This is a genomic window from Chryseobacterium indologenes (genome assembly GCF_002025665.1).
In the GTDB taxonomy this organism is placed as follows: domain Bacteria; phylum Bacteroidota; class Bacteroidia; order Flavobacteriales; family Weeksellaceae; genus Chryseobacterium; species Chryseobacterium metallicongregator.
On the sequence record NZ_CP018786.1, the window covers coordinates 3,176,013 to 3,199,307 of the forward strand.

Annotated in this window: 15 protein-coding genes and 1 tRNA gene; 7 read left to right on the forward strand and 9 right to left on the reverse strand. The window is 35.7% G+C overall.

The genetic code is table 11. The annotated features are described in order from the left end of the window. Nucleotides 1–10: 10 nt before the first annotated feature. The 5 genes from BUE84_RS14480 to BUE84_RS14505 form a co-directional block, all read right to left on the reverse strand. Complete coding sequence (locus BUE84_RS14480) at nt 11–1,219, reverse strand: ABC transporter permease (RefSeq protein ID WP_079242246.1); 1,209 nt, start codon at nt 1,217–1,219, stop codon at nt 11–13. 66 nt (nt 1,220–1,285) lie between these two features. Then, the gene (locus BUE84_RS14485; protein ID WP_079243952.1) at nt 1,286–2,242 is read right to left on the reverse strand and encodes an HlyD family secretion protein; all 957 of its coding nucleotides are present in this window, start codon (nt 2,240–2,242) and stop codon (nt 1,286–1,288) included. A gap of 11 nt (nt 2,243–2,253) precedes the next feature. Continuing rightward, nucleotides 2,254–3,672 (reverse strand): TolC family protein, encoded by a 1,419-nt coding sequence (locus tag BUE84_RS14490; protein WP_079242247.1) that lies wholly within the window; start codon nt 3,670–3,672, stop codon nt 2,254–2,256. Nucleotides 3,673–4,691: 1,019 nt separating this feature from the next. Beyond that, on the reverse strand, nt 4,692–5,180 hold the full coding sequence (eco, locus tag BUE84_RS14500; RefSeq protein ID WP_079242249.1) for a serine protease inhibitor ecotin: 489 nt from the start codon (nt 5,178–5,180) through the stop codon (nt 4,692–4,694). Between the two features lie 157 nt (nt 5,181–5,337). After that, the gene (locus BUE84_RS14505; RefSeq protein WP_079242250.1) at nt 5,338–11,253 is read right to left on the reverse strand and encodes an alpha-2-macroglobulin family protein; all 5,916 of its coding nucleotides are present in this window, start codon (nt 11,251–11,253) and stop codon (nt 5,338–5,340) included. 18 nt (nt 11,254–11,271) lie between these two features. On the opposite strand from BUE84_RS14505, the gene BUE84_RS14510 reads away from it, so the two are divergent. The 5 genes from BUE84_RS14510 (at nt 11,272) to BUE84_RS24425 (ending at nt 14,240) form a co-directional block, all read left to right on the forward strand. Further along, on the forward strand, nt 11,272–12,027 hold the full coding sequence (locus BUE84_RS14510) for a hypothetical protein (RefSeq protein WP_079242251.1): 756 nt from the start codon (nt 11,272–11,274) through the stop codon (nt 12,025–12,027). Between the two features lie 3 nt (nt 12,028–12,030). Next, the gene (gene recF, locus BUE84_RS14515) at nt 12,031–13,110 is read left to right on the forward strand and encodes a DNA replication/repair protein RecF (RefSeq protein WP_079242252.1); all 1,080 of its coding nucleotides are present in this window, start codon (nt 12,031–12,033) and stop codon (nt 13,108–13,110) included. Between the two features lie 137 nt (nt 13,111–13,247). After that, nucleotides 13,248–13,616, forward strand: coding sequence for a four helix bundle protein (locus tag BUE84_RS14520; protein WP_079242253.1), 369 nt, complete (start codon nt 13,248–13,250; stop codon nt 13,614–13,616). Between the two features lie 59 nt (nt 13,617–13,675). After that, on the forward strand, nt 13,676–13,969 hold the full coding sequence (locus BUE84_RS14525) for a hypothetical protein (protein WP_079242254.1): 294 nt from the start codon (nt 13,676–13,678) through the stop codon (nt 13,967–13,969). A gap of 103 nt (nt 13,970–14,072) precedes the next feature. Next, nucleotides 14,073–14,240, forward strand: a complete 168-nt coding sequence (locus BUE84_RS24425; RefSeq protein WP_157885754.1) for a hypothetical protein — start codon at nt 14,073–14,075, stop codon at nt 14,238–14,240. Between the two features lie 49 nt (nt 14,241–14,289). Here BUE84_RS24425 and BUE84_RS14530 read toward each other — a convergent pair whose 3' ends face one another. The 3 genes from BUE84_RS14530 to BUE84_RS14540 are packed head-to-tail and all read right to left on the reverse strand — an operon-like array spanning nt 14,290 to nt 18,068. After that, a complete protein-coding gene (locus tag BUE84_RS14530) occupies nt 14,290–16,320 on the reverse strand; it encodes a recombinase (protein ID WP_079242255.1) in 2,031 nt (676 codons plus the stop codon). Between the two features lie 13 nt (nt 16,321–16,333). Continuing rightward, a complete protein-coding gene (mtgA, locus tag BUE84_RS14535) occupies nt 16,334–16,978 on the reverse strand; it encodes a monofunctional biosynthetic peptidoglycan transglycosylase (protein ID WP_079242256.1) in 645 nt (214 codons plus the stop codon). Between the two features lie 43 nt (nt 16,979–17,021). After that, nucleotides 17,022–18,068 (reverse strand): ABC transporter substrate-binding protein, encoded by a 1,047-nt coding sequence (locus tag BUE84_RS14540; protein WP_167595393.1) that lies wholly within the window; start codon nt 18,066–18,068, stop codon nt 17,022–17,024. Between the two features lie 59 nt (nt 18,069–18,127). Here BUE84_RS14540 and BUE84_RS14545 point away from each other — a divergent pair. Then, a tRNA-Arg gene (locus tag BUE84_RS14545) sits at nt 18,128–18,201 on the forward strand. Nucleotides 18,202–18,505: 304 nt separating this feature from the next. Here the strand turns inward: BUE84_RS14545 and BUE84_RS14555 are convergent. Then, the gene (locus BUE84_RS14555; RefSeq protein ID WP_145953256.1) at nt 18,506–18,868 is read right to left on the reverse strand and encodes a nucleoside-diphosphate sugar epimerase; all 363 of its coding nucleotides are present in this window, start codon (nt 18,866–18,868) and stop codon (nt 18,506–18,508) included. Between the two features lie 620 nt (nt 18,869–19,488). Here BUE84_RS14555 and BUE84_RS14560 point away from each other — a divergent pair. Continuing rightward, complete coding sequence (locus BUE84_RS14560; RefSeq protein ID WP_158521370.1) at nt 19,489–23,016, forward strand: M60 family metallopeptidase; 3,528 nt, start codon at nt 19,489–19,491, stop codon at nt 23,014–23,016. Nucleotides 23,017–23,295: the final 279 nt, after the last annotated feature.

The following is a 23,295-nucleotide window of genomic DNA, read 5'->3' on the forward strand; positions in this document are numbered from 1 at the left end:
TAACCAAAAACTACTCTATCTCTTCCCGAGAAGTTTCCTCAATTGTAATTTCCTGAGGTGTGGATTTTTTGAAAATAAACCAAAGTTTGATCTTTAAAGCAATCCAGCCGATAATAGCATATATTACTAAAAGGATAGTTAGATGTTTCAGATATGGGAATGTAAGTTCTACCGAACCCTTTTGAATTAATAAAATTTTGAAAGCCTGTAAGAAAGGAGTCAAAGGAATAATATTCGCGATAAACTGGACGAAAGCAGGCATTGCGCTCAAAGGCCATGTAAACCCGCTGATAATGAAGGCCGGTGAAGCAATTACCATCAGGATTTGTGTCGCTTTCAAAGCATCCGGGATTAGGATACTGATGAATACGCCCAAAAATGAAACTGATCCCACAAAAACGGCTGTGAGGAGTATAAAATTAAGAATTCCTTCCGGCATCGGAACCCTGAAGATCATATGCATAAAGTAATAAATACCTACAATAAGAATAGAAAACACCCAGATTGGAATGACTTTAATAAGCATGGTTGGGAAAGCCCATTTCTTCATTTTGAGATATTCTTTCACAAAAGATCCTCTTTCAAATTCGGCAGCAAAACTTACTGCCATTGCTAATAAAATTACCTGTTGTAATACCACTGCCAGCATTGCAGGCCACATAAAAATAAGATAGTTTCCTGTAGTATTGAAAAGAGTAATATAATTGGCTTTGAAAGGTTCATATTGTGTTGCAGCTTTTGCAGCGGGCATTCCTGCTTTCTGAAGAGCTTTAATGGAAGCTCCGGCAGAAAATGTTCCTATGGTCAGCTGAAGCGCTTTCGATGCAAAATTTGCTGTTAAAACATTCCCTGTATTGATATAAACATTGAGCTCCGGGTATTTTTTCTGCAACATATCTCCTTCAAATCTTGATGGAATAATTACGACAGCTGCTGCTTCATGCCTGATCACCTCATCTTTAATACTGAGAGGTTCCTGCAGATATCTGATAATTTTGATGCTTTTATTATCATCCAGCATTTCCGTCAGTTGGTTGGATAAAGGCGTATTGTCCCTATCAACAACCAAAACAGGAGTATTTTCAACTTTTCCGCTTTTGTAGACAAACCCCAGCAAGGTAGCATAGAAGACCGGTGCCAAAAAGAACACCGTCCTTAAGGTAGAATTGCCGATAAAAAGTTTGAACTCACGTTTCAAAAGACGGAAAAATTCTTTCATCTGTATATTTTTATATGTTGAAGAATAAAATGAAATTCCATTGAAACTTCATCTGTTCTTTTCAATTTATTTCAGGATTACATTCGCGTTGACCAGAATACTTTTAGCCTTATTCATGTCTTTGGGTTTTACTTTGATCTCATAGATCGCATCCTGTAACTGGTAATCAGGATAAGCCGTGGTGATATCAGCATACTTTGTCAACTGCTTAATGTATACAATATTTCCTGTCAGGTTTTCTTTGTTATACACTACCTGCATGGTTACCTCCTGCCCTTTTTTGTATTTTGAGATAGCACTTTCCGGGATGGTAAATCTGAAATACGTACTCTCCGGAATATATCCGTTAAACAGAGCGAAACCAGCGGTTGCCAGTTCCCCTGTATTTAAGCTGATGGTCTCAATTTCCATATCGTTGGTAGCAATGATATATCTTTCGGAATAGGCTACATTAGCTTCCTGCAAAGCTCCTTTGGCTTGTGAAGCCTGCCCTGCCGCCATTTCTATTTTTTCGAAACGGGTTCCTCTGTTTACATCATCCAATTCTGCCACTACAGCATCATACTGAGCTTTTGCGCCTTGTAATTTTGCATAGATTTCATCATGAGCCTGTGGAGACATTAAGCTGTCGCGAAACATATTGTTGGCTCTTTTGTAAGATTTCTGGGCAAATTCATATTGTTCCTTCAATCCTTTATATTTGGCCTGAAGTTGTTTCAGCTGATCGGATGTTGCTCCGTTTTTGGCCATTTGTTCCTGAGCTGAAGCCGCACTTACTGCACCTTGTGCCTGTGCTATTTTTGCAGAAACTTCAGGGACATCAAGCTGAGCCAAAGTATCTCCTTTCTTTACAGTCTGACCTTCAGAAACATATATTTTAAGAATCCTTCCGGTAACTTTAGGAGCGAAAGAGATCACATCCTTTTTAGTTTTTCCTTCAGGTTCTTTGATTTTTTCATTTTTTTTGTCACAGCTCCCCAATAAAAACAGAGCAGCGAAGAGTATAGATATATTTTTATGCATCATTTAAATTTTTAAGGGATTAAATAAAATTTGGTGATATCCAGCTCCTGGGTAGACCTCATCAGTTCTATTCCCGCTCTTCTCTGGTTGAAAATGGCATTCTGATATTCCAGTTCGGAAGCTTCCAGGTCGTTTTCTGCATCAATAAGCTGTGAAGATTTGCTCATTCCGTATCTGAATTCTTTTTCGGCCTGTACCAACGCATTTTTTGCCAGCTCTTTTTCTTTGGCTTTCAAGGTAATCTGTGCAGAAGCAATATCGTAATTGGTTTGATTATTGGCCAGATTCAACGTCAGCTTCTTCAGCGCGTCTTCTTTCTGGTTCTGCAATACTTCTTTCCCAACTTTGGCTGTTTCTTCTGCATGTTTTCCTTCTTTACCATCGAAGATCTCCCATTTAAAACCGACACCTGCCGTAATCAATGGAAACACGTTGATATTATTGGGTCTCCAGTCCAGCTTTTTTCCTTCATATCCAAGAATTGGCACAGCAGGAATGACATTTTCTGAGGACTTTATTCTGTTTCCATACAATCCGATATAATAAGCAGAAGCCATCAGCTGTACTTTGGGAATCATCCACGTTTTTTCTGCTTTTATTTTATAGTCTGCAGCACTGATCCCATGTTCCAGTGCACGGATTTCTGCTCTTTGTTCAATTCCTTTTTCTGCAGCCAACAATTCTACAGGAGATAATACAGGATCAATCATTCTGAGCCTGTCTCTTTGAATCCCTGTCAAAATATAAAGCTGGGTAAGAAGCAATTCTTTTTTCCCTTCATATTCTACCATTTTAGCATCTAAAGTAGCTTGGGCCAGCTCGATTTTCTTATGATCATAAGGTGTTATCAAACCATAGCCAAGCGCTTTGTCCGCAGTTTTTCTGTTGATATCCAGTCTTTTTTTACTTTCATCCAGAACTTTTTTAGACTGATGAATGAGAGCTAGCTGGTCATATGCTTTAGAAATAGTAGCAATCACCTCATCTTTTGTTTTCTCCAGAAGGATATCTTCAGACTTTTTCTTTTCTTCCACCGCTTTTTTCATGTACTTCACCTTTCCTCCTGAATACAGCAGCATTTTGGCATCTGCCTTGGTAATACCTGAAAATCCGGAAACATTGAAATTATTGTTGAAAGCCCCTTCAGGGATATTGATAAAGGGAGCGAGATTGAATTCTGGTGACGTCAGTCTTGCTGTTCCGTTGAGATAGCCAGCCTTACCACTTAATTCCAGAGTTGGAAGAAAGATATCCTTGAGTTTGTGTTCGTCAAGATCGGTAAGTTTGTTTTGGGTAATCTGCATTTTGAGGTTCGAGTCCCGAACCATAGCACTATCCAGAAGTTCTTTAAAATCCGGCGCAGACTGTGCCCAGCCAAAAGCGGGGAAAGCAAAAAAACTAAACGTAAAAATCAATAAATTGTTTTTCATGGTTTATGTTTATAACAAATATAATGCAAAAATTGTTAAAATCCTTAAAGATAATTCTACAATACCGTGAATTTAAACTAAGTTTAAAATACGTTTAAGTTTAAAGCCCTACAAAATAAAGTTTTGGGCAAAGCGTTTAAATGTTAATTAAAAACTAAAAAACTTTGAAAAATTACTTAACTCTACTTTTTCCATACTCAATTGAGAACTATTTTATCAATAAATAAAGGGATATGAGAGTATTATAACTAAAAAATATCTATAAATTTTTTATACTGAATTTTGAAATTTGGATTCCTGCGGAATGATAAAGGATGTAGATAGGTTCTTGGAAGAAAAACGCTATGATCGCAAAGGGATTATGAATTGGCTTTAAAACGAGCGCAAAGGCGTGATACTCAACAAAAGGATTCGATAAAACTCTATCCAAACTAATCAATTCAATAGGAACGGGCTTTAGCCCGTTTAATGAGAACAAAATTTCCAGCAGCTTTAGCCCAAACTTAAAGCCATTGAGAAATGGATACATTATCACCTTCTTCTTTTATTTTGATTTTGAATTTTGGAAACCGGATTCCTGTGGAACGAGAAATGGAGTGGATAAACTTTGATAATAAATAATCTGCTCGCTGTAAAATTGAGTGTAAGTTTGGGCTAAAGCCAAAGGAATTTAAATTATTTATTAAATGGGCTAAAGCCCATTTCTATTGAATAAAACTGGACTTATTCTCTTTATATTTTAAATTTTGGAGGCTGGATTCCTACGGAATAGCAAACTGGATGCTTAAGCTCTGAAATAAAAATCAGTAAAATTTTTGAGAATGAGGATTCAATAGGAATGGGCTTTAGTCGAAACTTATATTACAACGCAATGTTCGCAAAAGCATTATGGATAGCTTTGAACTCGTGCGCAAAGGCGTTTCACTAAGCAAAGAACATGACGAATTATCTTATTCTGAAAAAACGAAAACTCCCCACATCACTGTGAGGAGTTTTCTGTATAATTATAATAAGCTGATTTATTTTTGAACTGCTTTTTTCATGCCAGCATCAGGGCGTAAAATTCGGTAACGAACTTCAATGTCTTTCGGTACGTAGAATACCAATGGAAGTTTACTGTTATATCTTACAATTTCAGGTTTTAAAGTCACAAACTTTTTAGTCTGTTTTTTATCCAGACAACCCATCAGTGTTCCTGCGGTTTCTCCTTTAGATTCTACTTCATAATAGTTGTATCCCCATCCCTGAAGATCCTGAGTTTTCATTTCTCCCATCAGGAAATAGTTGTTACAGTCTAACATTTTTTCAGCTCCTACAAAAAGTTCAACTTTCAAATCGTTTTCATTTTTTGCTACGGGAAGCTGAATATATACTTGCTTATATCCTTCTTTTGCTTTGGGGAACATTTCAATCTGTAGTTTTTCAAACTTCTCTGCTTTCTTTTGTGCGAAAGCATTTACTCCAGCCATTAATACTAACCCTGTGATTAAAGTTTTAGAAAATTTCATCTTTTAATAATTTTTTTAATTGCTACTATCTTAATTCCAAAAATCATTCCAAAATTAAACAATTGTTTGATTTTTCGATTTCATTCTATTTTTATTAAAAATTTAGAAATAAAAAACTGCAGTAAAAAAATTTACTACAGTTTTCTATGTTGATCAGTTACTCTGAAATTGTTACATTACTTCCTTTTGTATGCGCATTCATCTGTGGTGCGTAATAATTCTGCATCGTTGTAATTCCGTTGGAGAATTTTCCTGATGCATTGGAGACCACATCGTATTCAAAAACATATTTTCCTTTCGGCATATACTGAATATAGAAATTGGTAGAGGCATCTTTGGTAGACTGATAGTACCCAAGATTATTTTTCCACTGGTATCCGGATAATACATCTACAGGCTCGAATCCTGCTGCACGCATATCTTTAATATGAATAAACTCCATGGCTCTGTCCGTGTTCAGAATCATTCTTACGGTTACTTTATCTCCTACTTTCAACGGTGTTTCAGAAGAGATTTTCTGAAGTTCTTCTCCGTTTACAGTTTTCACTTTTTTATAAAGCTCTTTCGTCACAGAAATATAGTTTTCTGAAGATTTTATTTTATCAAGATCCTCATAATATTGCCAGAACAATCCTCCCTGAACAATTCCAGGACCAGGTTTCGTTACAGTTACAGTGGCTAGGTTTTTATCTATAGCTCCTGGCTTCACTGTCGATTTCACGTAGCCTGTAGCTTGTGTCTGAGGAACTAGTTCTTTTCCACCCCAAACAATTGTTGCTTTATCACTTTCTGTTCCCGTCCATGATTTTCCCGAATTCAAAATGGTAAAGATCACCTCAGCTGTTCCTCTTGAACTTCCCCATGAGTTAACTTCTTTTTGGGTTACCAGCCAGATTTTCACATCTTCAATAAAGTTTTGGTCGTTAGATTGTAACCTATTGAAAGCTTCCAATGCTCCGGCATGGTTGACTACTTTCGAGCCGAACCATCCCCAATCATTCAGGTTCTGTTTCCAGTAGACCCCTTGTGTTTTGGTATCTGTAGAAGTTTCCTTAAGATAAGTCATCAACTTTGCAGACACATCTTTCAGACCATAATCGTTCATTAATAATGCAGCACGGTGAAGTCCGAAGAATGTAAAGTCGGTGATTTTCGCTGTTTTTGCCTTTTGTTTCACCAATGTTTTCAAGGTAGCACCTTTTCCTTTCAATGGATATTGCTTTTCCCAATAGTTTCTGGTATCAAGATAATCCATTGCCCAGTTGTTCCAGACATTTCCTTTTTTAGCATCAAAATATTTATTCACCTCATTATCTACATACTGGATCAATTTAGCAACAAGTACTTTTTGATCAGCATTTTGATAATCTTTCACATTATCTTTTAACCAGGAATTGATTTTCCCTAAGTTTTTAAGGATATACAATGACGTTCCGTAAGAACTTGGATAACCAGGATACCATGAGAATCCACCGTCAGGATTTTGCAGTTTTTTAAACTCATCCCAATCCTGATTGATAGAATTTTTCATGGTATTGACATCAAACAGTAATGCCAGTTTCTGCATCTGTTCACCTTCATTTTTACTTTCCAGCACCCATGGTGTTTCTTCCAGCAACAATTGTTTTAATTCCTGATTCTTTTCAAGATTTGAATTTAATAATCCCTTGTTCTGATATTCCTCAAAAACCGTTTTCATTTTTGGATTTGCTTTGAATATTTCCGAAGCCAATACATCAGCAAACCATTTATTAAAGATAACATCTGCAGAGTTATTCTGGTCATTTTTCAGACTTGGAAGGGCAAACATGATCTCCCAGATCGGATTGGTTGTCAGTTCTAACGTATTGGAAACATTAGAAGCTGTTGTAGAGGTATTATTTTTAAGGTTATCCAGTACAAATGTTTTGGTCTCTCCTTCTTTTACAAATACAGGAACAGCATCCGTTACCAGCATTCTGTTTGGCAATACCGCAATAGCCTGCTGCTCTCCATCCGAATACGCTCCAGCTTTTGCTACCACTTTGAAAATAACAGAAGAAACATTGTCCGGAACTTTTAATTTCCATGTCAGTGCACTGCTTCCATTTTCAGCTAAGCTAAAGTTTTGTCCTCCTGAACTCATTCCGAATTTAGAAGAAATATTTTCATTGGTGAAGGCATCTAAAATCTGTAATTCCGCAGAACCGCTTAGTTTTTTATCGGTAAGATTGGATAGTTTCGACTGCAGATTGAGTTCATCTCCTTCTCTCAGGAATCTTGGATAGTTAGGAGTTACAGAGAATTCTTTCTGCGTTACCACTTCTTTTTCTAATGTCGCTGCTCTTGCATCTTTGGTGTGGGCAAGAAACATCAGTTTCCATTTTGTCAGTGCTTCCGGAGAAGTGAACTCGAAGCTTACATTACCTTCTGCATCGGTTTTCAGATCCGGATAGAAGAATGCCGTTTCGTTTAGATTCTTACGAACAGCTACTTTAGCCAGATTTTCTTCAGAAGATCCAGGAGGAGAAGTTTCTACCTTCGGAGCTTTTACAGGCTCAGGAACAACATTCTGCATCACCTCAATTCTATCTTCTGCAACAGCAGCTCTTGCTGTTTTAAATTTAGCACCAGCAATTGGTGACGGAGGTGGTGCATAAGCCGGAGCTTTAACTCCTTCCTGATTGCTAAATCCTACTATAGTTTCCCTTGAAATTGAATAATAATTTCCATCAAACCAGTTAAACTGAGGAACAGTTATATATCTGTCTTCAAAGTATTTTAATCTCTTCTGATAGTTTTGCTGCTGAAGATAATTTCTGATTCCATAAGAAGTCACCATTACAAATGGAGTATATAGTTTTCTCCAGCTGTACGTGTTTTTAGCAAACTGATCCAGAGACATATCATACATATTCGCCAATACTTCAGCATTGATCTTTTCATTATCATTTCCAGTTACTTTTACTGTCCATTTTTCCTTAGAATTCGGTTCCAGTTTATCTCTGAAAGTAACGGTTTCAATTTTCAAAGGTTTTTCAGTATCTTTTATTTTTAAAGAAACAGATTCTGTATTCACATCATTAAATGCTACCAGCTGAAACTGAAGATTCAGATCTGAGACACTTTTATCTTTAGGAATTTCAGCCGTATATTCTAATACTCCGTTTTTCATCTGATGAACTTCTGAAATGGTTTTTCCGGATCCGTCCTGCACAAAAACATTGATTAAAGCATCAGGAACAGCCGAGTAAACATACACTTTTGCTTTTTCTCCTCTGGATAATTCTTCTTTCGGAGCGATAACCGTAAGGAATGTTTTCTGAGTGGGTTTTAAAGCTGTTTTATCCCAAACACTGAAATATTGTGACGTTTTGATCGTATCTTTTCCTTCAATATTGAAAAGTTCAAGTTCATAATCTCCTGTTTCCAGTTTTCCTAAATCAAGGTTGGTTGAAAATTGAGCATTGTCAGCGGATGGCTGCTGCTGTCTTTCAATCAGTACTTTTTCCGTTTTCCAGTTTTTGATCTCATCATTTTTATCAAAAAGATCGTGTGGGAATCTGCTGATGAATTCTTCTTTTGAATATTTAGGCAGATTCTGAACATCAGACTTGAAATTTTCTCTGAAAATCCTATCCGGAGCAGTTAGTTTTGATAGCTTAACCTGATATGGCTTTTTAAGATTCTGATCATTATAATTTTTGGTTTCTACCTTCACTTTTACATTTTCATCTGTAAAAATATTGCTGATGTTTTCTGCCTGAATGTAATGAGAAACCGACGCTACTTTTAATTGAGTATCGGCAGTCTGCGTTTCTCCGTTGATGTCTGTAACGGATGCATTGATGGCATAATTATCAATTTGTATCCCTTCCAGTTTTTCATCTTTTTTAAGTTCCAAGTGAATGGTAAATTCTCCTTTTTCATTGGTTTTGGCTTCGCCTAAAATTGAATTTTCATTATCATCATTCTGTGGATACCAGCTGAAATATCTCCATCTGATATTTTGTTTTTTGATCTCATAATTCACTGTAGTATTGCTCAAAGGCACTCCCGAGAACATCACGGCTTTTCCTTTCAAATCAATTGTTTGGCCATACTTATACTCTTCTTTTACCGGATCAAAGGTTACTTCAAATTTGGGTCTTTTATATTCTTCTACCCTGAAATTTTTATATCCAGCACTTTCCCCTTCTATTCTCAGGTAAAAATTACCATTCAGTTTTCCTTTTGGAAGAATGAAACTTCCATGATAAGAACCGAATTCATTGGTGGTGAAATCCTGTGAAGAAACCTCTTCACTATTAGTGTTCAATAACGTTATTTTTTGTTTTAATCCTGAAATAACAGTTTCAACTTCTTTATTCATTCTGGTATTAACCACCTTGAAATAAACAGTCTGTCCGGGACGGTAAATTCCTCTGTCAATAAAAATCTGTGCCGTTGAACGGGTTTGTTTATTTGGATTATAATCTTCAGCATAACCTCTGTTTCCGTACACCTGCATGATCTGAAAATCATTTGTTTTAGGCTGTTGAATCAGGAATGTTCTGTAATATTCTTTGCTATCTGTAGCAGGAAGCTTAAATACTCCGCTGGCATTGGTTGTTCCCTCAATTTTAGTTAATGTTTTATTGGAAACAAATTCATAAAATCGAAGACCTTCATTGGCTAAAGGTTTACCATTCTCGCTATTTACCAATTTCAACTCATCTGAAAGAGGGCTTCTATCCGTTTTATTCTGATAAATGATTCTGTTTCCGGAAACCAGAAAATATAAATTCTGTCTGGAGTCTGTATCTTTCATATCCGTTCCAGCAACCGTAAATTCTGCAACATACACTCCTGAAGGAAGCGGTTTCACCTCCAAAGAAGTTTTGTGACTCTGATAATCTTTAGGATCCGGAAGCTGGAATGTTTCTTTCCTTACCAGATGCTTTTTTAGTTTATTGAAAGTATCGGAATAAGAATCCTGAACATATCGAATTAACGAAGTAAAATCGTCTTTCACTTCATAAATATTCAGGGTAAATTCTGATACGTTCTGATACTGTGCTACAAAGTGAATCGGCAGATTATTCTGCGTCTGTGCTTCATATTTTAAAGTCAGATACGGATTGACAATCTGTGCTTCCTTGCTTTTAATATTCTCCAGGAAAAGAGATTTCGGGTATTCACTTTTTGCTTGTGCCGCTAATGCAAGAGCTTCTTTAGGCTTCTTCTGATTAGTAAGTTCATCCATCACATCTCCCATAATCATCACTTTATAATCTCCTTCTATATTAGATTTCAAAAGATTCTGAAGCTGCTGAAGTTTATCCTTACAATGATTGAAGTTACAGTTTTCCGTAAGCTTTTCTTTCATGAAATACAGCTTGGAATTTCCTGTATTCTGTTCGATCAGTTCATCATAAATTACATTGATTGTTGTATGGTTTTCGGTTAGTTCATTTTTGGTAAAAATATTGTTTTCAGATAAAAACGCTATTTTCTTTACTGCATACCAATCTGACAATGTCGGGAAATAAATAAGGTCTTCTGCTTCTGAAAAGATATTTTTATACTTTCCCAGAGAGATCTTTTTCATTTCAGGTTTTTCTTTATCAAGTTCCTGGAAATTTTTCGTCAGATAATTTTTGAAATCAAGTTTACTCCAGGTTTCAATCTGTGAAACATCCTGTGAATTGATATTGGTTCTTCCGTTTATTTTCCATGAGTTCTGGTTGTAATAATCCATGAAAAAGCCATTCATTAAGACTTTGTATACCAGCTTTCCGTCTCCGTTTATTTTACCTTCTGCATCTTTAATTTTTTTGAAAAACTGAGAAGCAGCATTATTCTGATCATCATCCACGGTTTGGTTTACAATACTGAATTCCGCTTTCAGAGAACGGATCAGCTCGAAGGCATTATTTTCTTTCATGGCTTGTTTTTGTATGTCTAAAATAATGGGAAGATTAGATTTATAAGCTCCTTTTACACTGTTATCAGCCACTTTTTTCCATTGGGTATCGTAATATTTCTGTGCGGATACCGTTGAAAAGCTTAGCATTACAAGCAAAAGCAGAAAAATCTTGGAAAATCTTTTCATATATATTAATTTTGATAAATGAACATCTTAAAAATACTGAAAAAAACCGTCATAGACAGCCAGATTTATGTCTCTCTTATGGGAACTCTTTTTGCAGTATTTTTCATGAAAGAGCAAAACACATTCCGTTTCCCTACTTTCGCATTTATTTTCATCACTTATTTCAGTGGTTATCTGTATACTAAATATCAATATACCAGGTATTTTTTCAAAATAGTGATTATCAACGCCATTGCCGGAATCATCTGTGCTTTTTTAATCATTCATAATCATAATGAAATCAGACTTCTGAAATGGTTTATCATTGTCGTGCTGGGATTGCTTTATAATAGCTTTTTTCTTGATGTGTATATCCGGAAAATTCCTTTACTGAAAGTCTTCTACGTAGGATTAGTGTGGGCATTGGTCAACTGCTGGCTTACCCTTCCGGAATTTAGTATTCCTATTTTTCTGATCAGCTTTTTCTTTATCACTGCACTTGTACTTCCTTTTGATATCCGCGATATGAACAGTGATACAGTAAAGACTTTCCCCATGCTGATAGGTGTGAAAAACACTAAATATATTGCCTACGCACTTGTTTTCATCAGCAACATCATTGGGATCTTCTATCTTGAATTATCTTACGCCATATCTTTTTTTATGGCAAGCATCGTAACTTATATTCTCATCTACTTCTCTGATAATAAAAGAGATGACGCTTATTTCTCATTCGGAGTGGAAACTTGTTCGGCACTTCCTTTTTTATTTTTAGTAATAATGGAGTATTTTTGACGAATGATTATCAAGAAGCTTTCCCTCTACAATTTCAAAAACCATTCCGAGAAAAAATTTGAATTTTCCCCGCAGATCAACTGTTTTGTGGGAAATAATGGCGTGGGAAAGACCAATATTCTGGATGCTTTGCATTATTTATCAGTAGGAAAAAGCTTTCTGGGAAATACGGACCTCAACAATATTAAACAAGAGGAAGACTTTTTTACCATTGATGCTGAAATTCAGAATGAAGACAGTGAGGATATCATCAGAATCACCCAGCCTAAGGAAGCTAAAAAGGTGATCAAAAAGAATGATAAAAGTTACGACAGGCTTGCAGATCATATTGGATACCTGCCAAGTGTTATGATTTCACCTTACGATTCTAATCTTATTTCGGATTCCGGAGAAAGCAGACGTAAATTTCTGGATGCGATGATCTCTCAAACGGATTCTGAATATCTTTTTGACCTCATCCAATATCAGAAAAGCATTCAGCAACGAAATGCGCTACTAAAATATTTTGCCAAAAACAGAACCTGGGACAAAGATTCTCTGGAAATCTATGATGAGCCTATCACCCGATTTGGAACGAAAATCTTTAAGAAAAGAAAAGAGTTTGTAGAACAGCTCAACCCTATTGTTCAGAATTTCTATCAGATTATTTCCGGAGGCAAGGAAACCGTATCAGTAATTTATGAATCTCATTTACTGGAAGATTCTTTTGAAAACCTTTTAAAAGAAAGTCTTGAGAGAGACCGAATGCTTACTTACACGTCAAAAGGAATTCATAAGGATGATCTTCTTTTTGAAATGGATGATGTATTAATCAAGAAAATCGGATCACAGGGACAGCAGAAATCTTTCCTGATCTCTTTAAAGCTGGCTCAGATGAGTCTTGTAAAAGAACTCACCAAAAAGACTCCTATTTTATTGCTCGATGATATTTTTGATAAGCTTGATGATACCAGAGTTGCACAATTGATTGAGCTTGTTAATAAAGAAAGTTTCGGACAGATCTTCATCACGGATACCCACAGAGAACGTACGGAGAGTGTAGTAAAGAAAATCAATGAGGAAAGTATAATTTTTGAGGTCTAGTAAGAGATTCGGGATGCGAGTTACGAGGTATTAAATGCAGGCAAATAAGTATGGGTGTAGATATAAATTAAAAAACTAATATTCTTTATCATTGAACTGTTTTTTATCTTAACTTAAGATCCTAAAACACCAATGATATGAGTTATAGAAATCTGGATATTTATAAAAAAGCTTTTGATTTATTTTTAAAAACCCATAAAGCGTCTCATCTTCTTCCTAAATACGAACTGTTCGAACTAGGTAGTCAATTAAGAAGGTCTTCAGACTCAGTCATTACAAATATTGTTGAAGGCTATGGAAGATCAACTTATAAAAATGATTACATTCGCTTCCTGATATACAGCCATGCGAGTAACGATGAAACCATTAACCATCTGGAAAAAATTATCATATTATACCCTAATTTTTCCTCAGAATTTGAAACATTAAGAAATGAATACAACACATTGGGAGGAAAGATCAATATTTATAAAAAATGGGTCATAGAAAATTGGAATAAAAAGTAGCACAATAATCACAAACCAAATAACCCGAATCACGCATCCCGAAACCCGCCCCCCCGACTATGAAGAAGAAAAAACGTGAATATCAATCCTCTGAACTGGTAAAATCTTTTGCCAGAATGTATGGTTTTGAACATAAACTAGTTGCTTTTGACATTAAAGATTTTCTTGAAGAATATCTTGATGAAAGTCTTTTCAATGAAATTAGAAGTGTCAATATAGAAAACGAATGTATTATTATTAAAATTGATTCCCCCTTATTAAAACACGATTTTAAAATGCGGAAAAGCTTTTATCTAAAAAAATTCCAGGATAAATTTGGGGTAGAGAAATTTAATGATCTTCAGATATTATAGAAGTAGAATGTAAATTCATTTAAATAATTCACCAACATTGAAATTATTTTATTTTATGCAATTTTATACGTATTTTTAATGCACATTAATAAATATTTTTACCATGAAAAAATCAATTGCATCAAAAAAACTGACAAGAAAAACTTTAAAAACAATACAGGGAGGGGGAGTTGGACAGATCTGCTGTGCTGTAAGCTGCGCTAATGAAAACGAATGTGCTTATTGGACAACATTGCCTACAAAATGCCCATTACTTCCTATTTGTCTTTAATAGCTATAACAATAGAAAAATGCTACCCGAGGGTAGCATTTTTATTATATTAATGTTCTTCTGATTTATTGGAAATAGTACTGCTCATCAAATCGTCTGCTTTTTTGTCCAGACCAGAGCTAAGCGGCAGGAAGAATTTCAACGGATGTTTCGTAAAATATCTGAAAATCTCTTTATAGATCTCACTTACCTGTCCGAAATTCATTTTTCTTGACCGGAATGCCAGGAACATCGACAAGCTGAAACTCACCAGGAAGTTAAAGAAACCAATCAGGAATACCGTTACAAAAGACATCCAGAATGTATAGGAATCTACAGAGAAATCTTTTCCATATAACCCTAAAGCAAAGTTTCCGGCTGCAAAGGTAATGTGTCTGATATCCAAATCCAGTCCGAAAAACATTCCGACCGGAGCCGTTGCCCCAAGGAAAACCCCAAACCAGAAATTGGAAATGATTCCCGGCCAGTTTTTAGCATAATATTTCGAAAGTCCTTTTGCGAATTTCTTTCCGAAAAAGTTTCTGATTGATAGGTTTTTGGCAATTCTTTCTGGAATCTGGTAAAACACAGAGTTATTCCCGATATTTCCAGAAATAATCCCGGAAATAAAAAGATAAAATCCGGCGATACTGGCATGCAGAATAGCTTTTGATTTAAAAGGGTCAAGGTCTTTTAATAATTTATCCGAGCGTTCTACGGCTAGATTTTGTGAGAAAAACACATCCAATCCGTAAATAATGGCAAGAGCTACCGGAAAGGCAAGCAATACATTTCCTACAAAGGCAATGAACTGACTTCTGAATAATTTGGATACCAAATGGGCAAATTCCGTATTATTTCTTTGGGCATTTCCTTCTTCTGATAATACTTTTGTCATCGTGGCAGCAGTCATTGCCGGCTGTTTTGTAGCCAGTGTAAAACCCATCAGATAAATCATCACAAATCCCATCGCATAGTTCATTGAATACAGAAAGGCATGTGAGAAATCACTTCCCGGGATATATCCATAGAGCATTTTCAGAACACAAAGGGCTCCTACGATAATACCACCACCACTCGCTTTGTAGAACATGGTCATATATTCCTTACGGGTAGAGGTAATATAATGAGTTCCTGCTTCAGCAGTGTGATTGGTAATAAGGTGTGAGATCAACCTCGTACTGTCATTGATCAGGTCTGAAATATTATTTTTGTGAGATTTATAACTCAGAATATTAAAAATCAACTGTTTAGATTTTATCTGAATATCTTCATCTGTATCAATAACCAATAACTGAACGATTTCATATATTCTTTCAGTCTGCTGACGAATTTTTAACAGAGATTGATTAATCTTCCCAGAAATACCATATTTGGCAGAATTTTTAAAAGCAATATTCACAAACTCCTGGCATTGTTCTGCATAGATTTTGATCTGCTTATATCGGCTGTCTTTTGAATGCAGTTGTAATTCAGGATCTTTAACCAGATCATCGGCCAATGTTTCCAGCTCATTCTGAAGGGCAAGAAACGGATTGTCTAAATTTCTGTATTGAGGGGCCATTCTAACCACTTCCACTTCCATCGCCATTCCTGTTACCCTCCAGGAAAGAATGTTCATAGAGAAAATAAGTTCTTTTTTAACGTTAGGGTGGATAATAAAATCCGAAGCTCCCAACATATTAAAAAATTCATTGATCTCATTTTCAGGAAGATTATGCAGATATTTTAAATCCTTCTTCGGCCTCATACTGACGTTATCGATCATGTACCATACCGTATTTTCGTTTTCAACGGGTGGCAGAACCTTGTTCAGGATTCTTTTTTTAAGCTCAGGAAAGAAGGCATTTTCTGAAAGAATATTTGCTTCTGTCAGTGAAAGATTGAATGGTCTTCCTCTAAAAATATTGTGGATATAATATTTAAAGTTCTCAGCAAAATTAGGATTGCTTCTGAAAAAATTGAGCACATCTGTAAAGTCAGCCTCTTTTATGGTCTCTAAAAACTCTGCAAATGGTTCTAAAGAAAGAGTTTCGTTCTTAAAAGAAAAATATTTTTTAAGAACTGACTCAAAATTTGTGCTGGAATTAAAAAATTTCATTAGTACAAAGATACTATTTCAAACTCACATTCCTCATCTGTCTCATGATCCAATTATGTTTCTTTCTTAAATATGGGGATGGATTCTTAGGATCATACTTCTTTGGATTAGGCAATACAGCGGCAATCCAGGCTGCATCTGAGGTACTTAAATCTTTGGATGATTTTCCAAAATAATATTGAGCAGCAGCCTCTACACCAAATACACCCTGTCCCATTTCTATGGAATTCAGGTATCTTTCAAGGATAATATCTTTAGTCCATACTTTTTCAATGATGAAAGTATACACCGCTTCCAGTCCTTTTCTCACCCAGCTTCTGCCCTGCCAAAGAAACACATTCTTCGCTGTTTGCTGGGAAATAGTACTTCCTCCTCTTATTTTTTTGCCTTTCTCATTATATTTCATGGCTTTTTCGATTGCTGTGTAATCGAAGCCGTCATGATCAAAGAACTTCTGATCTTCAGAAGCAATTACGGCTTTTTTCACATTACCTCCCATTTCGTCATAGGAAATGTAATCTCTATGCAGTTTTCCATACTCAAAAAGTCCTCCTATCTGAGTAAGAGTGATTGGCGGATTAAAAAATCGGCCCCAGATGATAAAAACTACATTCAAAACAAGAATGATGAAGATAAGCTGTTTAATTTTTTTCCACATAACTTGATAAAAAGGAAAGGCAAAAATAAGCAAATAGTACGAGTTACTGCAATTCTTTCATGTAAGTAAGCTGATAATTGGGTAAAAGTTCAGGATGAAAGATCTTTATATAATCTTTAAGGATCAAATCTGCTCTTACCACTCCGCTTTCAAAGAAATCATTCGCTTTCAGTTTTTCTTTTCCTGCAATCGTATAGATCTTTCCTTTATTGAATACATCCAGTTTTCCATAAAATGGATTCATACCCAACATTTCTTTTTTCGAAGTGTGGCTTCCTGCATTTACCCAGTACTGAACGCTTCCTGCTTTGGCATATACTTCCTCAAAGCTCATTGTCAATGCTTTTTCATCTTTATTATCCTTCATGATATAATTAGCATTGGCATCCGAAATATAATGAGCCACAGAAGTATTTCCCCCTGGAAGATACCAAACATCTCCATACATTTCATTAGCAAGCACAACAGGTTTCTCTTTTGCTGTTAATGCAAGCTTTTTCAGATCATTGTAGTTTTTCTCCACTTCCTGATATTTAGCTTCAGCTTCTTTTTCTTTTCCTAAAAACTCTCCGAAAAGTTTGATATAAGCCGTTTTTTCCAAAGGCTTCTGTTCCATGTATTCATCCAGAAATATCACCTGAATACCATTGTTTTTCAAAAGTTCATAAGTATTGTCGAAGCTGGCAATATGATTAGTAAAAATAGCATCCGGTTTCATAGAGATGATCTTTTCCACATCATATTTCTGTTCGCTCCCTACGTTTTGGATTTTCCCTTCTTTAATAAGATTCTGGATTTTATCTGAAAAAATATACTCCGGACTGGAAACTCCTAGGATTACATTTTCTGCTCCCAGTTCTGAAATATACCCTGCCATACTAGCATTCAACAGGATGATTTTCTTGAAAGGAGTTTGATTTTGTTTAAAATTATAAGTAAAGTTTCCCGATTTCAACTCCAGGTTTCCGTCCTGTTCCTTGTATTGGGTACGATTTGAGATATTTGTCCAATCTGAGGACGAAATTTTTGATTCTCTTTTACAGGCAATTAGCGCTAAAACTGTAAATAAAAGTAAAATTCTCTGTTTCATCTTCCAAAGAACGGAAAAAAGTGGTATATTTGCAACCGTTAAACAACAAGATAACAAACGGCCTCGTGGCGCAACTGAATAGCGCATCTGATTACGGCTCAGAAGGTTACAGGTTTGAATCCTGTCGAGGTCACTTAAAGAGACAACTATCAAATAGTTGTCTCTCTTTTTTTACACATAAAATCTCTATATCAAACTTTTACAGCCTGATATTTTATGGTTTGAATTTTTTGATGTGAAATCCCTGGTCCATCTGAAACAGACAGTCTAAAAGTGGATTTAATCGATATTTAAGCTTGGTTTGAAATCCCATTAAGGTTCTAGCATTTCTTTCTCTTTTGGCTTATTGTAATTTTTCGATACTAAATATAGCAATTCCAATATAATTTTAGCTTCATTCTCATTTGCCTGAATTCCATTCTTGGCAAGAAAAAGCTTTAAGGTTTTGCGAAAATAAATGGGCAATCAACGGGCCCATTATTTTGTACAATGTTTTTACATTTTTTTTGCCCTTTCGTGCCTTTCATTATAGCAGGGCGAAAATTGTACTGATCTTTGAAAGGAAGCTTCATCAAGGCGTTTTCTGTGCGGCCTTTTACCCTTGCCCACATTACTTTTCCTTTTTCGGTGCTGTCGGTGCGGTTGCCAGACACATAAATAAATGTCATTGCCTGATTGATTGATAATAGTGAAGTAGCAAACGGAACAACAAAATCATACGTTTTTTTAGTAAAACCTTCCTCGCTTTCGCCCACCGAACTTACACCTGCACAAAAGAAACAACTGTCATAGTCCTTCAATATTTCTGAATGATTTTCAATATTTACCGGGGAGTTTACACAACACACTGATGGTATTTAATAATGTATTTTGTTCGGTCTAAAAAAGAGAAAATCTTTCGGTACTTTCCTTCAACAAGCTCACTATAAGCTTAGCTCAGTGCAGGCTTTTAATGTTTACAATGAGAAAAGGATATAAGAACTATCCTTGAAACGGTATTTTTCTCTTGAAAAAACAGGTTTACAAGAAGCTGCGCGATTGCTTACCATCATAGAACTGTGGAAATGTACATTTTTCAGAGCTGTTTTTTCATCAAAAACGAAAATAGTACATATCAGCCTTCATTTTGGGAGAAATGGAAGATTTTAGGAGTATTTTAAATGATAAAACTACATCAATTTAGTTAAATATTTACTTTTTAAATTGTTTATCAAATGGCCGTATAATTTATCTTTACGTCACATAAAACTCCCAACATGGTGTTTTAATATTAAACAAATTTAAAGAAATGAAAAAACAACAAACAACAACCAAAACTTCAGATTTTAATGTTTTATTTATTAATAAAAAAAAATATTATTGATAATTTATGTTAAAATTCAAAAAACATACATATTTAATGCAATATAAAACATATTATATGAGAAAACTATCATTATTCTTTTTTTTGTTATGTGGACTCCATGGGTTTTCACAATTAATTCCAGCTCCTGTGAATTCGGTTACCTCTTCGCAACCAGCACAACCAGGGACTGAAGTTACCCAGTTGATTGATGGCAATAATGCTACCATTTATCATACTAATTGGTCGGTGAACGGTATTCCGGATGAGTTGAAATTTTATTTTAATCCTAATGTCACCAATATTAAAAAACTGATTTACACCCCAAGACAAGCTTCAGGTACAAACGGGATTTGGACTAATGTAAGTATTTCCTACAGTACACAGACGGCTCCCGATACTTTCATCCCGGTAAGCAATAATTTAATTTGGGCTCTCAGTGATGCGGATAAGGAATTTATTTTCCCTACCGCTATTCAAAACCCTTATATCATTAAGATAACCGTAAATGCAGGCTCTGGAAACTTCTCCAGTGGTGCAGAAATGAAATTCTTTTCTGAACTACAGCTCGTTCCGGCTTCTGTGAATTCGGTTACCTCTTCGCAACCAGCACAACCAGGGACTGAAGTTACCAAGTTGATTGATGGCAATAATGCTACCATTTATCATACTAATTGGTCGGTGAACGGTATTCCGGATGAGTTGAAATTTTATTTTAATCCTAATGTTCCCAATATCAGAAAACTGATTTACACCCCAAGACAAGCTTCAGGTACAAACGGAATTTGGACTAATGTAAGTATTTCCTACAGTACACAGGCGGAACCCAATACTTTCATCCCGGTAAGCAATAATTTAATTTGGGCTCTCAGTGATGCGGATAAGGAATTTATTTTCCCTAGCTCTATCCAAGACCCATATATCATTAAGATAACCGTAAATGCAGGCTCTGGAAATTTCTCAAGCGGTGCAGAGGTGAGATTCTTTTCTCAACAACAACCTGCGATTGTTGACGGTATAGACTGCCCCATCAATACATCCGAACTAAGTATAAGCGGGAGCAATGATGTGATGGCCACCATCACCCCTTCAGGAACGACTGCGTCATCTTATCAGCCTGGAGAAGATATAGATAAATCTTATGATAATAATGTGAGTACGATTTATCATTCTGCATATGGCAGTACTGTTTTTCCGGTGGTGTTAAATTACAGATTAGATGGTGTTACTCCTATCGATTATCTAAAATATACGCCTAGGCCCAGTGGAGACAACGGGCTGCTTGGAAGCGTGAGTATCAGTTATAATACGAGCACAAACAGCACATATGTTCCGTTAATGACATTTGATTTTCAGTATTCTACTTCTCCTGTGAAGGTTTACTTTCCAAATCAGATTACCCCTTTGAATGTAAGAATTACAGTAAACAATGGGAAGAACAGTTTTGCAAGCTGTGCTGAAATGGGCTTTTATAAATCAGGCGCTTCAGTGGTTAATAATCCTTACAGCAATATTTTTACAGACAATCTTTATTCAGCATTGAAGTCTTCTGTTACTCAGGCGGATATAAATAATATGACATCGCCATTCTATAAAGGGTTAGCGCAATGTCTATTTAACGGAACTTATGTAAAAAAATACAGGGTTCAGAATTATAGTGTTTACCCTCCTGTTTCTGTTACTACAGGTAATTTAAAGGTGGGAAGTGGCTATAGCACTTTTGAGAATCCTACAGGTATTGTGTTTGCACAGGGGGAAAAAGTAGCTTTGTTTGCTCAGAATATCCCAGCAGGAGCAATTGTTTCTCTGAAGGTGAAAGATTTTTCTACCTCTTTATATGGCACTGACTCCTATTATGAGATTCATAATGGTTTAAATGTATTTCCTGTAACCAACAGTGGCTTGGGATATATCAATTATTATAATACCAATGCGGCATTACCTGATATCAAAATCAATATTGTTTCCGGTAAGGTTAATGGTCTTTATCATTATCAAAAATCTACACAAAGTGATTGGGAGGCAGATCTTACGAATTCGGCTTATAATATGATTGATGTTGTGGGACAGCATGTCCATATGGTTTATAAAAAAAGCACGCTGAAAGCATATGCTCTTCATAATCAGGTAGCCCTTGTTTCAAAACTCGATCTTATGGTAAAAAATGAGTGGCTTGTGATGGGCTTGTATAAATATAATTTAGTTCCCAAAAACCGTATGTTCGGCTATAGTAATGACGGCGGAGGCTGGCATGCAGGCGGGCTGGGTATTAATATGGATGCTAACGGAAATGATAACTATGTTGCTGATATTAATCAATTGTCTGTATGGGGATTTGCACATGAATTTGGGCATATTAATCAGATAAGCCCGGATCTTAAATGGATTGGCACTACAGAAGTTACCAATAATATATACAGTGCATGGGTGGATTATAATATGAGTACAGAACAAGATGGACTGACCAGTGTGGAAAGATTTGATGAATCACCAGCAGCAGGAATGGCCAGCGTGGCAGGAGGAAGAATAAATGGAGGTATTCTGAATACAACCGTCAATAAGCAACCTTTACAAGATAGTGTAAATTCGGATAATTTTAAAGTATTAATCCCTTTCTGGCAGCTTGAGCTGTATTATCAGCTGGCCGGAGCTTCACGAAATGCGCCGGTTCTTTCCTTTAATTATCCAACTAACTATACAGGAGTAGATTATGCGCACTGGTTTGCAACGGTTGCCAACAAGGCAAGAAACACCAATTCTTCCGGGGTCTCAAATGGTGATTTGCTTCTGAATTTTGTGAAAAATACCTGTGATGCAGTGCAGGAAGATTTAACAGAATTCTTTACAATAACCGGATTTTTAAGGCCGATAAACAGGAATATTGATGATTACGGTTTTGGTCAGCTTACCATTACGCAGGCTCAGATTGATGCTACGATTGCATCCATAAAGTCTAAGAACTATCAGAAACCGGTTTCTCCTGTAATGAATTATATTTCAGCACGTAGCGTTGCAGCTTTCCGTGACCTTCTTCCGGTGAGCGGACAAACAGGCCAGGGAGTTACTTTAAATAATAATTATCTTACTGTACAGCACAGTGTTTGGAGAAATGCAGTTGCCTATGAAACATTCGATGCCAATAATAAATTGATTTATGTATCTGTTATGGGGACTGGTGATGTTAGTAACAATACTACAAAAGTGTATTACCCTTCCAGTGCTAGAGCTGTTTATGCAGTGGGTTACAATGGACAGAAAATTTTGGTTTATCCTGTTTCAACTACTTTAGCAGGCAAAGGGAAAAAAAATAATTCAGAATTAAAAGATAATGTAGAATTAAGAAATAATTCAGAATTCATTGTGTACCCTAATCCTGTGGAGCAAAACGGATTAATTCATATTAAATTAGAAAATGCATCAGGAAATTACAGTGTAAATATTTTTAGTGCAGATGGAAGAATGCTTTTCAGTTCAACAGGAAATATTGAAGCCATTGAAACGAAAATAAATACAGAGTTTGTTAAATATCCTTCGGGAACTTACTCACTTTCTTTGAAAGATGAAAAAGGGAATGCCTTTAAAAGCGTTAAGGTTATTAAAAAATAATTTTAGCCTATGTTTCTCACGATTAGAATGTAAGAGATAAGTTTTGCAAAGTTCTATAATACATTATTATAAGGACTAGAATATAAGTGATTTACAATCAGTATGTACGGTTATTCGTGCATACTGATTTTTTTTAAGTGGAAATACATTATTAAATACATTTCAGGAAAAAATGTGTTTTTGTTCGATCAAAAAAAAGATATTTCGACTGAAGCGAATATACAGACTATGAAGTTATTGGTAGAAGATGCAGTTCACATTAATAATACCAAAAGACCA

What these genes read in the sequence shown, in the direction of transcription:
- BUE84_RS14485 (WP_079243952.1), bottom strand. Translation starts at nt 2,242, where the DNA reads ATGCATAAAAATATATCTATACTCTTCGCTGCTCTGTTTTTATTGGGG.
- BUE84_RS14540 (WP_167595393.1), bottom strand. Translation starts at nt 18,068, where the DNA reads ATGAAACAGAGAATTTTACTTTTATTTACAGTTTTAGCGCTAATTGCC.
- BUE84_RS14490 (WP_079242247.1), bottom strand. Translation starts at nt 3,672, where the DNA reads ATGAAAAACAATTTATTGATTTTTACGTTTAGTTTTTTTGCTTTCCCC.
- mtgA (WP_079242256.1), bottom strand. Translation starts at nt 16,978, where the DNA reads ATGTGGAAAAAAATTAAACAGCTTATCTTCATCATTCTTGTTTTGAAT.
- BUE84_RS14520 (WP_079242253.1), top strand. Translation starts at nt 13,248, where the DNA reads ATGAGTTATAGAAATCTGGATATTTATAAAAAAGCTTTTGATTTATTT.
- eco (WP_079242249.1), bottom strand. Translation starts at nt 5,180, where the DNA reads ATGAAATTTTCTAAAACTTTAATCACAGGGTTAGTATTAATGGCTGGA.
- BUE84_RS14560 (WP_158521370.1), top strand. Translation starts at nt 19,489, where the DNA reads ATGAGAAAACTATCATTATTCTTTTTTTTGTTATGTGGACTCCATGGG.
- BUE84_RS14480 (WP_079242246.1), bottom strand. Translation starts at nt 1,219, where the DNA reads ATGAAAGAATTTTTCCGTCTTTTGAAACGTGAGTTCAAACTTTTTATC.
- recF (WP_079242252.1), top strand. Translation starts at nt 12,031, where the DNA reads ATGATTATCAAGAAGCTTTCCCTCTACAATTTCAAAAACCATTCCGAG.
- BUE84_RS24425 (WP_157885754.1), top strand. Translation starts at nt 14,073, where the DNA reads ATGAAAAAATCAATTGCATCAAAAAAACTGACAAGAAAAACTTTAAAA.
- BUE84_RS14530 (WP_079242255.1), bottom strand. Translation starts at nt 16,320, where the DNA reads ATGAAATTTTTTAATTCCAGCACAAATTTTGAGTCAGTTCTTAAAAAA.
- BUE84_RS14505 (WP_079242250.1), bottom strand. Translation starts at nt 11,253, where the DNA reads ATGAAAAGATTTTCCAAGATTTTTCTGCTTTTGCTTGTAATGCTAAGC.
- BUE84_RS14510 (WP_079242251.1), top strand. Translation starts at nt 11,272, where the DNA reads ATGAACATCTTAAAAATACTGAAAAAAACCGTCATAGACAGCCAGATT.
- BUE84_RS14525 (WP_079242254.1), top strand. Translation starts at nt 13,676, where the DNA reads ATGAAGAAGAAAAAACGTGAATATCAATCCTCTGAACTGGTAAAATCT.